The organism is Bariatricus sp. HCP28S3_A7 (assembly GCF_052066375.1).
In the GTDB taxonomy this organism is placed as follows: domain Bacteria; phylum Bacillota; class Clostridia; order Lachnospirales; family Lachnospiraceae; genus Allocoprococcus.
Genome location: NZ_JBQHSG010000021.1, coordinates 1 through 13067 on the forward strand (window position 1 = coordinate 1; position 13067 = coordinate 13067).

Consider the following 13067-nt stretch of genomic DNA (forward strand, 5'->3'; position numbering starts at 1 on the left):
AGGGCAGAGGTGGAAGTGCAGTAATGCATGGAGCTGACTGTTACTAATCGGTCGAGGGCATAACCTGAGCAAACAGGCAAGAAGCGGAAAAGCATGAGTGGAAGAGACGGGGAGGATGCTTGCATCCGGAGCGGATCTTACAGGAATGGTTTCCGCGGAAAGTAAGTTTGAAATGGTAGGATAGGAAAGAAATGGATGGAGAGATAAAACTTTGTATGTGGTTTTGAAGGTACATAAAAGTATTTTCAAAAAGCACTTGAAAAAAATGAAGAAAGTGCTATAATATTAGAGTATTCCTCGATAGCTCAGCGGTAGAGCATTCGGCTGTTAACCGAAGGGTCGTTGGTTCGAACCCAACTCGGGGAGCTAAGATGACTTCCATAGACAGAGATGTTTATGGAAGTTTTTTTATTATAACAAATGATATATTGACAGGTCTAACTGTATGTGATATTGTTACAGTAATAAATGTAATAATATGGATTACAGATTAGAAAGGAGATATATGAATTTAACATTTGAAGCAGGAATTCCCGTATTTACTGTATTTATACAAGGGGTATTGAGCTTTTTATCTCCGTGTGTGTTTCCTCTTGTACCCTTGTATATTGGATATCTTGCAGGTGGAACATTAAACGTTGATGAGCAGGGCCGGATGGTTTATCCGAAAAAGAAAGTGTTTCTTCATACGGTATGCTTTGTGTTTGGAATAGGAGCTGCTTTCTATGTGTTAGGACTAGGATTTTCGGTACTCGGACAGTTCCTAAAAGATAACAGGATCTGGTTCGCACGTCTTAGCGGGGGAATTATGATTTTGCTAGGTGCATATCAGTTGGGTATATTCGGAAGATCTAAGACATTGGAGCGGGAACATCGATTGAATATACGATGGGACAAATGGACGATGAATCCAATCACTGCTTTGATTTTGGGGTTTACATTCAGCTTTGCATGGACACCTTGTGTTGGCCCCACACTATCAGCGGTGCTATTAATGGCAGGTTCATCCACAACAATGAAACAGGGATTTGTTCTGATCAGTGTTTATGTTCTCGGGTTTGTTGTACCGTTTCTTCTGGTAGGGATATTTACCGGAACATTGCTTACGTTTTTTAGAAATCATGGAAGTATTGTCAAATATACTGTGAAAATAGGAGCAGTACTTCTTATCGTGATGGGAGTTATGACACTGACTGGATGGTTAAACGGCGTGATGGGTCATCTGGCTTCTTCGTTTGAAAGTAAAAATTCGACAACAGAGGAGACTCGGCAGACTTCGGATTCAGAAGAAATGCAGAATGATGAGGAAGATGAAGAAGTTCATAAGCAGATTAAGGCACCTGATTTTATATTGATGGATCAATATGGGAAAGAACATACGCTGTCAGATTATCGTGGAAAGACTATTTTTTTGAATTTCTGGGCAACCTGGTGCGGGCCGTGTAAAAGTGAAATGCCGGATATACAGAAACTTTACGAACAATACAATGAAAATACAGAAGATGTAATCGTGCTTGGTGTGGCAAATCCCAAAACTGAGGGACACCCTAATAATAACGATATTAGTAAAGAAGAAATTGCCGGTTTCATGAATGAAAACGGATGGACTTACCCCATACTTTTTGATGAAAGCGGTGAAATTCTTTCGAATTATGGAATTACGGCATTTCCCACGACATTTATGATAGATGTAAATGGGAATGTATATGGTTATGTAAGTGGTGCGCTTACCGGCGATATGATGGAGAGCATTGTTTTACAGACGATAGAGTCGGCAGATCAGATAGGGAAGCGAAGAGGAGAAGACAATGAATAGTGAATTTATAATTGCGGTGCACGCTCTTGTTTTTCTATATCATAAGCAGGAAGTAGTTGCAAGTGATGTGTTGGCTGAGAATGTTTGTACGAATCCGGTATGTATTAGAAAAGTGATGGGAAAACTAAAAAAAGCCGGTCTTGTAGACACGAAAGAAGGTGCAAGCGGAGGCTATCGTCTCTGCAGGGACGGAGCGGATTGTACGCTTCAAAGTGTAGGAGAAGCACTTGGAACAGAATTTGTGAAAGCAACATGGACTTCGGGGAATGCGGATAAAGAGTGTATGATCTGTAGTGGGATGGCTAAAATCATAGATGAAATGGCTTCGGACATAAATAAATTGTGCAGAGAGTATATGGAAAAGCTAACAGTTGCTGATATTGAAAGAAAGGTATTGGCATCGAAGTCAGAAAATACACAAGACAGTTCTATAATGAAAATTTTATAAAGAAAAGGAGTAATAAGATGGCAGTTGTATTAACAAAAGAAAATTTTGAGCAGGAAGTTTTAAAAGCAGATAAACCGGTGTTGGTGGATTTCTGGGCAGAATGGTGTGGACCCTGCCAGATGATGTTGCCGGTTATAGAAGAGCTGGCGAAAGAGCAGACGGATATTAAGGTATGCAAAGTGAATGTGGATGAGCAGATGGAACTTGCAAGACAGTATCGGGTCATGTCAATACCTACATTTCTTGTATTCAAGAATGGAGAAATTATAGCTCAGACACTGGGAGCACAGCCGAAAGAAAAACTTCTGGAATTGATCCGGAAATAAAAATTAAAAAATAACGACGGTTCTAATTATTAGAACCGTCGTTATTTTTATGCTTCTGAAAACTGATCTTTTCCTACATTGCAGAGTGGGCATTCGAAATCTTCAGGAATATCTTCCCATTTGGTTCCAGGTTCGATTCCACCTTCCGGATATCCCTGTTCTTCGTCGTATTCCCAACCACAAACATCGCATACATATTTCATAGTTAAAGTCTCCTTTTATTTATTCCCTTTAGGGATATTACATAAAGCACCAATATGCCTTTATGTAGAGAACATTATACCGCAAGGAAATAAGGAAAACAAGAAATTCTAGTACGAAAGATGTAAATATTTCATAAATACAAGTAGATTGGATAAAATATCCAATTGGTAAAATTGTACATGGCAGAAAATGCCGTGATTAAGAGGAAAAATAAAGATGCAGATTTAAAATATAACAGTAGCTATAAGGTGTGGTTGTGGAAAATGTCTATTTGTCAAAAAAGTGACAATTGAAAATATTTACAGAAAATTCTGAAATGATTTGTGAATAATAGATAAAAATATGAGCTAAAAAGAGAAAATACCTATTTAATATTGACATACAAAACCATAGGTGCTATATTAAGTACAACAAGATTGTATCCAATATCCGATATCCAAACGAATCGGACAAAAGAAAAGGAGGAAGAAAATGTTGAAGAAAAAGTTAGTATCAATTTTGTTGGCAACAACGCTTGCATGTACGCTTTTTGCGGGTTGCAGCACACCGACTAAGGAGAGCGGCGGAGAAGGAACAACGGCTGAGAAAACTGAGACAAAAGAGAACACCTCATCAGGGGAAAGAGAGGCGGCTACTGTAGTTGATGCAGACAAACTCCCGGTAAAGGGAATCGGAGCTCAGATCACTTCAGATGTTAAGGCAAAAGAAGAGTATAAAATTGGTTATATTGCAAAGAATACGACCAATCCTTACATGGTTGCTCAGTCTGAAGGTGTTAAGAAGGCCGGAGAAGATATGGGATTTGAGGCCGTAACTCAGGCACCGTCTACTGCAGACAGCGTAGAAGAGCAGGTAAAGATCATGGAAGACATGATTCAGCAGGATATGGATGTCATCATCGTTCATTGTGCAGACTCTAATGGAATCATGCCGGGCGTAAGAAAAGCACAGGAAGCAGGAATTCTTGTACTTACGATTGGTACACCGGCATCAGAGGATACATTCTTAAGAACAGGTGTTGATTACAAAGAAACCGGTTATACCATTGCGAAAAAAATGGCAGAAGAACTTGGTGGAAAAGGTAACATCATTATTCTTGAGGGCCCTCCGGGAGCAGCCAATGCAATTGAACGTCTGGAAGGTATCAAAGAAGCTCTTGCTGAATATCCGGATATCGAAATTGTTGCTTCACAGACTGCTAACTTCAAGAGAACAGAAGGTATGTCTGTAACAGAGAACCTGCTTCAGAAATATACAGATGTTCAGGGTATTATCGGTTGTAACGATGAAAGTGCACTTGGTGGACTTCAGGCACTGAAAGCCGCAGGAATGACAGATGTGCTGGTTGCTGGTTTTGACGGCAGCGTAGATGCGACAAATGCTGTAGAGGCAGGCGAAATGTTTGCTACATATAATACAGACCCATATGGTTCTGGATATATTGCATGTGCATATGCTGTGAAATACCTGAATGACGGTACAGAACCGGAAGGCAAATTCATTCCATTCCCGACAGCATCAAATGATCCGGTTATTACGAAAGATACAATAGCAGATTACAAAGAAAATGTAGCTTGGTGGAAGGTAGTTCAATAAGAACTCTCATTGTATAATAAGAATTTGTGTTTAGAGATTTCACCCATTCATCCCCGTGGATTTCCGCGGGGATGAATAAAAAGGAATACGATTCGGAAAAGAGAAGCGAAGAGGTGAAAAAATGAGCAAAACGATTTTGACAGCAAGCCATATTACAAAAATATTCCCTGGAATGAAAGCACTTGATAATGTGGATTTTGATCTTAGGGAAGGTGAGGTACATATTCTTGTTGGAGAGAACGGCGCGGGAAAAAGTACTTTGGCAAAAGTAATACTTGGCGCGTACAAGGCGGAGGAAGGCGAGATTACCTTCGAAGGCGAAAAAGTTAAATTTAATGGAACAAAAGATGCACTGGAAAAGGGAATTGTTGCGGTGTATCAGGAATTTACACTGGTTCCATATATCAGTGTGGCACAGAATATTTTTCTAAATCGAGAATACAAGACGAAACTGGGGCTGATTGACCATAAGAGGATGGAGGATGAAGCCCGGGAACTGCTTAAGTCTTTAAATTGTGAATATATTGATGTTAAGAGTTATGTGAAGAATTTGAGTGTGGCTGAACAGCAGATGGTAGAGATTGCGAAAGCACTGTCTTTTAAACCGCGTGTTATGGTGTTCGATGAACCGACAGCAACACTTTCAGAACGAGAAGTTGATTCACTTTTTGCGCAGATTCACAGATTAAAATCGGAAGGAATCGGTATTATCTATGTGTCTCACAGAATGCAGGAATTTCCGCTGATCGGAGACAGGATTACAATCCTTAGGGATGGAGTGAAGATTAAAACCGTTGGCATAAATGATTGTACGAATGAAGAACTGGTTAACATGATGGTTGGACGAGATGTTTCCCAGGTATATGTCCGTACAGAGAATAAACATGATGGTATTGCGCTTAGAGCTGAAAATCTTTGTGACTATCACGGTAAAGTAAAGAATGTGAATCTGACTCTTAAGAAAGGGGAAATTGTCGGTATAGCCGGACTTGTAGGAGCGGGACGTACTGAGACGGCAGAGCTCCTTTACGGAATTCTCCCGATTAAATCAGGAAAAGTTTATATCAAAGGCGATGAAGTTTTACCAAAATCTCCGATTCAGGCAACAAAACTCGGTATCGGTCTTGTGAGTGAGGACCGAAAGAAACAAGGACTGGCTTTGGATGAATCCATTGCATTGAATACGGTCGCAGTCAGTCTCAAGAAGAAATTGACGGAATCTTGTCTGCAGGCGGTCTGCAAAATACGGTTATGGCAACCAATGCAATGAAGAGGCTTCCGGTTGGATTTCCAAAAGTTATGGCTACGACCGTAGCATGCGGGAAAAAGACGTTTGATCTGGTGGTCGGTGATAAGGATATCGTTGTGATTCCATCGATTTGTGACTTTACCGGGCTGAATATGGTAACAAAACAGATCATGGCCAATGCCTGTGCATGTTGCGTTGGAATGGTAAAGCATGCGGATAAGATCCTGCAAAAAGGGAAAAAGCCTGTCGTGGGAATAACGCTGATGGGAATCACCAACACAGGAGCCTGCGCAGCGGTTGATGAACTGGAACGACTTGGAGTAGAAGTGATCGGTTTCCACTCAACGGGTGTTGGCGGCTCCATTATGGAACAGATGGCGGCAGACGGCCTGATTGATGGAATACTGGATCTTACGGTTCACGAGATCACTTCCGAATATTTCAAAGATAAGATCGGAAGAGGCGGATTCTCCTATGGCGAGGATGCGAAATACCGTCTCGTGAAGAGTGTTGAGAACAAAGTACCGCTTGTCGTGAGTACGGGAGGACTGGATTTTGTGGATTTTGCAGTCAATGAATTCCCGCCCCGAATGGAGGAACGTGTATATATGCTCCATAATGCGACCATGGCGCATATCAAGATTCTGCCGGATGAAGCTGAAGGGGTTGCAAAGAGGATGACACAGCGAATGCAGAGAATCGATTATCCGGTCAAATTATTGCTTCCTACGGATGGAATGCGCCATAACACAAGAGAAGGCGAGGAACTGTATTATAAAGAAGTAGACGATACGATTCTTCGTGCCATGAGAGAAAACGGCAATGAGAACATAGAGATTATTACGGTTCCGGGCAATCTCGATACGAAAGAATGGGGAATCCAGGCAGCGCATTAAATGATAGATGAGCTCCGTGAAAGAGGTGTTATCGGAGACGAAATACAGTATTAGATGCAGAATATAGCAACATATTGTAGTAAAAAGTAAACTAGAAAGGATTGGAAAATATGACAGAAGATGTAAAAAAAATAGCAGAGGAACTTGTCATAGCTGCAAAAAGAGCTTATACTAGAGGTATACAGACTGGCAGCGGTGGAAATGTAAGTGCGAGAGTTCCGGGGAAAGACTTGATGATTGTAAAGGCCAGCGGGGGTTCTTTTGCGGATTGTGCGCCAGATAAGTTTGTAATTACCGATTTCGATGGAAATCTGGTTGAAGGAGAGGGTAAACCTACAAGAGAAGCTTTATTACATGGGTTGCTGTATCGGATATGCCCGGAGGTGAATGCCGTTGTTCATACACATTCACCGTATTCGATTGCATGGGCATCTACGGAAAAACCACTTCCCAGAACTACATGGCATTCTAAATTAAAAATTTGTGCAGATATTCCTACTCTGAATGTACCGGCGGCCATGGTAAAGCCGGAATATTTCTCAATGGTAGAAGAGATATATAAAGAGAATCCTGACCTGCCGGCATTTTTACTGGTAGATCACGGGCTCGTAGCAGTTGGAAAAGACGCAATCAATGCGGAACATAATGCAGAATTAATCGAAGAGACCGCACAAGTGGCTATATTAAAGGCGGCCGTATCAAAGCTTGGCTTGTAAATCTGACTATAGGTGAAAGCTAAATGAGAACTAATATGCGTATGACAATGAATGATTTGAACACAGATACTCTTCAGCACAGTAAGCTGCCGGATCTGGTTCTGGATAAGCTTATGGAATGGATCATGAGTGGCAAGCTTTCGATGGGAGATAAGCTGAATACGGAGGAACTGGCAACCCAGCTGGGAGTAAGCAGGATGCCGATCCGCGAAGCACTCAGTAATCTGGAGAAGAAGGGCCTGGCAGAATCTATTCCGTATGCAGGAACAAGACTGGTGACACTTACGAAGGAAGATGTAAGGCAGATTTATATAGCACGAACAGCGTTGGAACCGATTGCTGCAAAATATGCCTGCGAGAAGATCACGGATCAGGAGATTCGGCATTTAAGTGAGATCCAGGAGGAATATAAGCGTATTGTACGTGGAAAAGAACTTGATGCGGTGGAAGTGTACCAGCAGAATCGTTTGTATCATTTCTCTATATACAAGGCAAGTCAGCTGGATCGTATTTGTGTTATGATTGAATCATTATGGGATAATCTTTCCTTCTTTAAACTGATCTACGGACAGAAATTGCTGGACAGTGAGGAATCAAGGGAGAAGATGATCGCGGAGCATCAGAGCTATCTGGATGCATTGAAGAGAAGAGACAGCGAACTGATCTATCGTTTGCTGCAACAGAATTTGAAAAGCAGAGCGGAGAATATTCCTTATTATTCCGATGTGTATTTTCATGAAAACGCATAGTAGTAAAGCAGAATTATAGTATAAGGACGGAAGAGCCTGAGTGTCTGAGCGGCACTTGGGCTCTTTCTTTTGCTCTATATGCAACTCATTTCCATAGAGAGCAAAATCTTTTGTCCTTTGGAAATTGGAAGAAGAATTGGACGGAGGTAAACTTCGACTGGGAAAGGAGCCGTAAATGGATTCGGTATTATACACATTAGCAGAAAATATCCGCGAACAGAATTATGTGATTGCAACTTATTACATTAAACTCCCGAAAGAGACGGATGTTTTCAAAAAAGCGTCGACGCTGGCGATTGGGCAGACGATTGGAACCTGGATCCCAATTCCGGGTATTACAGATGAAATTCGTGAAAAATATATGGGGAAAGTGGTCAATATTTTTGATGTTCCTTCATTGGATCTTGCGACACAGATCGATACGAACGAAAGAGAATATATCATTCAGATTGCCTATCCGGCTGTAAATTTCAGTACAGATCTGCCGCTTATGATTACGTCCCTTCTGGGAAATGATGCGTCAACTTCAGCACAGGTAAAGTTGCTGGATATTGAATTCCCTGAAAAATATGCGTCTGAATTTGAAGGACCGTCATATGGGATTGAAGGAATCCGTAAATTTGCAGGCATTCAGGAAAGACATATTTTGCTGAATATGATCAAACCCTGTACAGGGCTTACCCCGAAAGAGGGAGCAAGGATTTTCTATGAAACGGCATTGGGAGGAGTAGATTTTATCAAAGATGACGAGCTTCTGGGAAATCCTCCTTATAGCAAACCCGAGGAAAGAGTGCGTGAATATAAGAAAGCGGCGGAGGCGTGCATCCGGGTATGGTAGAGAAATATATTGGAGAAGTGGGGAAAGATATTGTGCTCGCGGCAGGCGGCGCAGTGCAGGGCCATCCGGGAGGCGCAGCAGCAGGAGCAAGAGCCATGCGTCAGGCAATTGATATTGTAATGAGCGGCGCCGATTTTGAAGAAGCAGCGAAAGAGAAAGAAGAACTTTGTATAGCGCTGAAAATGTGGAAATATGTAAAATAAGACGAAGAAATTATTCAAAAAAGCACAAAAAAATATGTGATATTGGATATTATATTTTGGATATAAAAATGCTATACTCACTTCGGATAATGGAAATGTGAGAAGGAGGTAGTCAAATGATCAGGGAAATTATGTTAAATACATCTAATGATCTTAGAGATTTTATGCACCTGGCGTGTTCTTCGCCAATGGATATCGGTGTACATACGATGGATAACCAGATTGCTGATGGAAAGTCTGTTTTGGGGTTGATGGCAATTGATTATAAAAAACCGGTTCGCGTGATTTCTGAAGATGTTAAATTTATGAAACAGCTTGACCGTTGGGCTGTGGACGAGTCTGAATAACAAGAATCAAGAGATGGAGCAGAAGGAATCCGGCAGTGAAACTTTCTGCTTCATAACCAGATTTCTTTCTACAAAATAAAATAAAAAAATAAAAAAAACACTTGCAAAAACTTTTAAGCTGTGTTAATATATCTTTTGTCAGCGGGTGAACGGCTGATGAGAAATAAATAAGGCTCCGTGGTCAAGCGGTTAAGACATCGCCCTTTCACGGCGGTAACACGGGTTCGATTCCCGTCGGAGTCATTGAGCGTAAGCTCTGAATTGAATATGGCGCCATAGCCAAGTGGTAAGGCAAAGGTCTGCAACACCTCTATCACCAGTTCAAATCTGGTTGGCGCCTTTAAGGAAAAACCCAGAAATTTATGTTTCTGGGCTTTTTTTCTGTAATATTTATACATAATTTGTAACTGTTCAGGGCCAAGCAGATTTGTCAAAAAAAGGGCTATGAATGCTTGCATTCGTGAGCACTTTTTTGTACAAATCTATTTGGCGGATACGCCACACTGAGGAAACACGGAGTGTTTTCGAGGTTGGCTCTGAACAGTTACCCATAATTTTAAATAAGGAGGAAATGTGATGCGAGGGAGTACAAAGGAGTGCAGTATCAGCAATATTTATAAGCTGGATGGAAGGGTTCCGGTGAGCAAGGCGATTCCGTTCGGACTGCAGCACATTTTGGCAATGTTTGTGTCAAATCTTGCACCGATTACCATTATTGCGGGAGCGGCACAACCGGCATTGAGCCAGGAGCAGATAGCGATGCTTTTACAAAATGCCATGTTTGTAGCAGGTATCGCAACGTTAATTCAGCTATATCCGGTGTGGAGGATTGGTTCCAGGCTCCCGATTGTAATGGGAGTCAGTTTTACATTTGTAACCGTTCTCAGTACAGTTGCGGCAGGCTACGGATACCCGTCAGTGATCGGGGCAGTACTGATCGGCGGTGTTTTTGAAGGAACATTGGGACTTCTGGCAAAATACTGGAGAAAGATCATTTCTCCGATTGTGTCGGCTACTGTGGTAACAGCCATAGGATATTCCCTGTTTACCGTAGGAACGAGATCCTTCGGAGGCGGTTATGCAGACGATTTTGGATCAATACAGAATCTGATACTGGGTACTGTGACATTAGTAACCTGTTTGCTGTGGAATATATTTGCAAAAGGTTATTTAAAGCAGTTATCGGTGCTTGCAGGGCTTACCGTGGGATATATTCTGGCGATTTTCTTACATAAAGTTGATTTGAGTCTTATCATGTCCGGGGGATTTATTTCACTTCCGACATTGCTTCCGTTCAAACCGGAATTCCATTTGGGAGCAATTATTTCCGTATGCATCATTTTCCTGGTATCGTCAGCGGAAACGATCGGAGACACATCTGCAATGGTGTCAGGAGGTCTGAATCGTGAGATTGAAGGAAAGGAAATTTCCGGTTCTCTGGCATGTGACGGATATGCCTCTTCCGTTTCGGCGCTCTTTGGATGTCCGCCGGTAACGTCTTTTTCACAGAATGTAGGACTGATTGCTATGACAAAAGTGGTAAACCGTTTTACGATCATGACCGGGGCGGTTTGCATGATCCTGGCAGGACTTTTGCCGCCGGTAGGTAATTTCTTCGCATCGCTTCCTGACGCGGTTCTGGGAGGATGTACACTGATGATGTTTGGAACTATCATGGTTTCGGGAGTTCAGATGATCGCTAAATGCGGATTCAATCAAAGAAATACCACGATAGCGGCACTTTCACTGGCAATCGGTATTGGATTTACTTCTGCAAGTGAAAATGCAATCTGGAGTGTATTTCCGAAAGTTGTACAGACGGTCTTTGCGGAAAATGTTGTGGCGGTTGTATTTGTGGTCTCTATTATCCTGAGCCTGATTTTGCCGAAAGATATGGATATTAAAAAAGTAGAAGAAAAGAATGTAGATGCGGAATAGGAAACGTATCGTGAGAAAAATGGGGCTGTCATGCGACAGCCCCATTTGTAGAATTTGGAATGAATTATAACTGCGGACCAGCCGGAACAAGAGCTTTTCCTGCATCATTACCTTCGTATTTAGCGAAGTTCTTAATAAATCTTTCAGCAAGATCTTTTGCCTTAGCTTCCCATTCAGCAGCATCAGCGTAAGTATCGCGTGGATCAAGGATACCTGTGTCTACGCCCGGAAGTTCTGTCGGTACTTCGAAGTTGAAGTACGGAATCTTCTTGGTAGGAGCATTCAGGATATCTCCGTTCAGGATTGCATCGATGATACCACGGGTATCGCGGATAGAGATACGTTTACCTGTTCCGTTCCATCCGGTGTTAACCAGGTATGCCTTTGCTCCGCTTACTTCCATCTTCTTAACAAGTTCTTCTGCATATTTTGTCGGATGCAGTTCAAGGAATGCCTGTCCGAAGCATGCTGAGAAGGTTGGAGTCGGTTCTGTGATTCCACGTTCTGTTCCAGCAAGTTTTGCTGTGAATCCTGACAGGAAGTAGTACTGTGTCTGCTCTGGAGTCAGAATAGAAACCGGAGGAAGAACACCGAATGCATCTGCTGACAGGAAAATTACATTCTTGGCTGCAGGAGCGGAAGAAACCGGACGAACGATATTTTCAATGTGGTTGATCGGATAAGATACACGAGTATTTTCTGTTACGCTCTTATCGTTGAAATCGATCTTTCCTTCTGCGTCTAATGTAACGTTCTCAAGAAGTGCATCACGTCTGATTGCGTTGTAGATATCCGGCTCGGATTCTTTGTCAAGGTTGATAACCTTAGCGTAGCATCCGCCTTCAAAGTTAAATACGCCATTGTCATCCCAGCCGTGTTCGTCATCACCGATGAGGAGACGTTTCGGATCTGTGGAAAGTGTTGTCTTACCTGTTCCGGAAAGACCGAAGAAGATAGCTGTGTTCTCACCGTTCATATCCGTGTTCGCGGAGCAGTGCATAGAAGCGATGCCCTTCAGCGGCAGATAGTAGTTCATCATAGAGAACATACCTTTCTTCATCTCTCCGCCGTACCATGTATTAATGATAACCTGCTCGCGGCTTGTAATGTTAAATACAACAGCGGTCTCAGAATTCAGGCCTAATTCTTTATAATTTTCAACTTTTGCCTTAGAAGCGTTGTATACAACGAAGTCTGGCTCAAAATCTTTCAGTTCTTCTTCTGTAGGCCGGATGAACATGTTCTTAACAAAATGAGCCTGCCATGCAACTTCCATAATGAAACGGATAGCCATGCGAGTGTCCTTGTTAGCGCCGCAGAATGCATCTACAACAAAAAGTCTCTTATCAGAAAGTTCTTTGATTGCGATATCCTTAACTGCGTTCCATGTTTCTTCGGTTGCAGGGTGGTTATCATTCTTATATTCATCACTTGTCCACCATACAGTGTCTTTGGAATTCTCATCTACTACGATAAATTTGTCTTTAGGAGAACGTCCGGTATAAACACCTGTCATTACATTGACTGCACCAAGTTCGCTTTCCTGCCCTTTTTCAAATCCTTCAAGTTCCGGTTTGGTCTCTTCTTCGAATAACATCTCATAAGAAGGATTGTACACGATTTCTGTAGTTCCGGTAATTCCGTACTTGCTTAAATTGATTTCTGCCATTTCGTTTAACCTCTTTTCTAGTAATAATATACCTACCTTAATAAATGTAGGGGTTTACGAGATTCAATAAAA

At 41.9% G+C, this 13067-nt stretch carries 13 protein-coding genes, 3 tRNA genes and 1 pseudogene; 15 read left to right on the plus strand and 2 right to left on the minus strand.

Translation table 11 applies throughout. The features are described from left to right. The first annotated feature begins 294 nt into the window (after positions 1–294). The 4 genes from ACTNA4_RS12240 (at position 295) to trxA (ending at position 2590) form a co-directional block, all read left to right on the plus strand. A tRNA-Asn gene (locus tag ACTNA4_RS12240) sits at positions 295–366 on the plus strand. 139 nt (positions 367–505) lie between these two features. Beyond that, the gene (locus ACTNA4_RS12245; RefSeq protein ID WP_441030342.1) at positions 506–1816 is read left to right on the plus strand and encodes a redoxin domain-containing protein; all 1311 of its coding nucleotides are present in this window, start codon (positions 506–508) and stop codon (positions 1814–1816) included. Then, positions 1809–2264, plus strand: a complete 456-nt coding sequence (locus ACTNA4_RS12250) for an RrF2 family transcriptional regulator (RefSeq protein WP_441030344.1) — start codon at positions 1809–1811, stop codon at positions 2262–2264. The genes ACTNA4_RS12245 and ACTNA4_RS12250 overlap by 8 nt, the downstream gene beginning before the upstream one ends. 17 nt (positions 2265–2281) lie before the next feature. Beyond that, positions 2282–2590, plus strand: a complete 309-nt coding sequence (trxA, locus tag ACTNA4_RS12255; RefSeq protein ID WP_441018007.1) for a thioredoxin — start codon at positions 2282–2284, stop codon at positions 2588–2590. Between the two features lie 47 nt (positions 2591–2637). On the opposite strand, the gene ACTNA4_RS12260 is transcribed toward trxA, so the two are convergent. After that, the gene (locus ACTNA4_RS12260; RefSeq protein WP_427808296.1) at positions 2638–2793 is read right to left on the minus strand and encodes a rubredoxin; all 156 of its coding nucleotides are present in this window, start codon (positions 2791–2793) and stop codon (positions 2638–2640) included. A gap of 472 nt (positions 2794–3265) precedes the next feature. Here ACTNA4_RS12260 and ACTNA4_RS12265 point away from each other — a divergent pair, with 472 nt between their 5' ends. From ACTNA4_RS12265 to ACTNA4_RS12315, 11 genes and pseudogenes are all read left to right on the plus strand, one after another. Beyond that, positions 3266–4390: a sugar ABC transporter substrate-binding protein gene (locus ACTNA4_RS12265; RefSeq protein WP_441030346.1), complete on the plus strand. Its 1125-nt coding sequence runs from the start codon at positions 3266–3268 to the stop codon at positions 4388–4390. Positions 4391–4562: 172 nt separating this feature from the next. After that, positions 4563–5660: a sugar ABC transporter ATP-binding protein gene (locus tag ACTNA4_RS12270; RefSeq protein ID WP_441030387.1), complete on the plus strand. Its 1098-nt coding sequence runs from the start codon at positions 4563–4565 to the stop codon at positions 5658–5660. Next, a pseudogene (locus tag ACTNA4_RS12275) lies at positions 5597–6535 on the plus strand (Tm-1-like ATP-binding domain-containing protein); the annotation flags it as partial. The gene ACTNA4_RS12270 and the pseudogene ACTNA4_RS12275, both read left to right, overlap by 64 nt. Before the next feature lie 110 nt (positions 6536–6645). Further along, entirely contained in the window at positions 6646–7251 is a 606-nt protein-coding gene (locus ACTNA4_RS12280; protein ID WP_427808361.1) for a class II aldolase/adducin family protein, read from the plus strand. Between the two features lie 23 nt (positions 7252–7274). Then, entirely contained in the window at positions 7275–8000 is a 726-nt protein-coding gene (locus ACTNA4_RS12285) for a GntR family transcriptional regulator (protein WP_441030348.1), read from the plus strand. A 175-nt stretch (positions 8001–8175) separates the two neighbouring features. Beyond that, the gene (locus tag ACTNA4_RS12290; RefSeq protein ID WP_441030350.1) at positions 8176–8838 is read left to right on the plus strand and encodes a RuBisCO large subunit C-terminal-like domain-containing protein; all 663 of its coding nucleotides are present in this window, start codon (positions 8176–8178) and stop codon (positions 8836–8838) included. Then, positions 8832–9041 carry a RuBisCO large subunit C-terminal-like domain-containing protein gene (locus ACTNA4_RS12295; RefSeq protein WP_427808312.1) on the plus strand — a complete coding sequence of 70 codons (210 nt, stop codon included), beginning with the start codon at positions 8832–8834 and terminating at the stop codon, positions 9039–9041. Before ACTNA4_RS12290 ends, ACTNA4_RS12295 begins: the two co-directional genes overlap by 7 nt. A gap of 116 nt (positions 9042–9157) precedes the next feature. Continuing rightward, the gene (locus tag ACTNA4_RS12300; protein ID WP_441030352.1) at positions 9158–9388 is read left to right on the plus strand and encodes an HPr family phosphocarrier protein; all 231 of its coding nucleotides are present in this window, start codon (positions 9158–9160) and stop codon (positions 9386–9388) included. 171 nt (positions 9389–9559) lie between these two features. Beyond that, a tRNA-Glu gene (locus ACTNA4_RS12305) sits at positions 9560–9631 on the plus strand. Positions 9632–9657: 26 nt separating this feature from the next. Next, positions 9658–9728: transfer RNA gene (locus tag ACTNA4_RS12310), tRNA-Cys, on the plus strand. Between the two features lie 236 nt (positions 9729–9964). Further along, complete coding sequence (locus ACTNA4_RS12315) at positions 9965–11326, plus strand: uracil-xanthine permease family protein (protein ID WP_441030354.1); 1362 nt, start codon at positions 9965–9967, stop codon at positions 11324–11326. A 64-nt stretch (positions 11327–11390) separates the two neighbouring features. Here the strand turns inward: ACTNA4_RS12315 and pckA are convergent, their stop codons facing one another. Then, positions 11391–12995 carry a phosphoenolpyruvate carboxykinase (ATP) gene (pckA, locus tag ACTNA4_RS12320; RefSeq protein WP_427808318.1) on the minus strand — a complete coding sequence of 535 codons (1605 nt, stop codon included), beginning with the start codon at positions 12993–12995 and terminating at the stop codon, positions 11391–11393. Positions 12996–13067: the final 72 nt, after the last annotated feature.

Excerpts from the sequence above, each read along its gene's own strand:
- ACTNA4_RS12245 (WP_441030342.1), top strand. The coding sequence starts at position 506 with ATGAATTTAACATTTGAAGCAGGAATTCCCGTATTTACTGTATTTATA.
- ACTNA4_RS12250 (WP_441030344.1), top strand. The coding sequence starts at position 1,809 with ATGAATAGTGAATTTATAATTGCGGTGCACGCTCTTGTTTTTCTATAT.
- trxA (WP_441018007.1), top strand. The coding sequence starts at position 2,282 with ATGGCAGTTGTATTAACAAAAGAAAATTTTGAGCAGGAAGTTTTAAAA.
- ACTNA4_RS12260 (WP_427808296.1), bottom strand. The coding sequence starts at position 2,793 with ATGAAATATGTATGCGATGTTTGTGGTTGGGAATACGACGAAGAACAG.
- ACTNA4_RS12265 (WP_441030346.1), top strand. The coding sequence starts at position 3,266 with ATGTTGAAGAAAAAGTTAGTATCAATTTTGTTGGCAACAACGCTTGCA.
- ACTNA4_RS12270 (WP_441030387.1), top strand. The coding sequence starts at position 4,563 with ATGAAAGCACTTGATAATGTGGATTTTGATCTTAGGGAAGGTGAGGTA.
- ACTNA4_RS12280 (WP_427808361.1), top strand. The coding sequence starts at position 6,646 with ATGACAGAAGATGTAAAAAAAATAGCAGAGGAACTTGTCATAGCTGCA.
- ACTNA4_RS12285 (WP_441030348.1), top strand. The coding sequence starts at position 7,275 with ATGAGAACTAATATGCGTATGACAATGAATGATTTGAACACAGATACT.
- ACTNA4_RS12290 (WP_441030350.1), top strand. The coding sequence starts at position 8,176 with ATGGATTCGGTATTATACACATTAGCAGAAAATATCCGCGAACAGAAT.
- ACTNA4_RS12295 (WP_427808312.1), top strand. The coding sequence starts at position 8,832 with ATGGTAGAGAAATATATTGGAGAAGTGGGGAAAGATATTGTGCTCGCG.
- ACTNA4_RS12300 (WP_441030352.1), top strand. The coding sequence starts at position 9,158 with ATGATCAGGGAAATTATGTTAAATACATCTAATGATCTTAGAGATTTT.
- ACTNA4_RS12315 (WP_441030354.1), top strand. The coding sequence starts at position 9,965 with ATGCGAGGGAGTACAAAGGAGTGCAGTATCAGCAATATTTATAAGCTG.
- pckA (WP_427808318.1), bottom strand. The coding sequence starts at position 12,995 with ATGGCAGAAATCAATTTAAGCAAGTACGGAATTACCGGAACTACAGAA.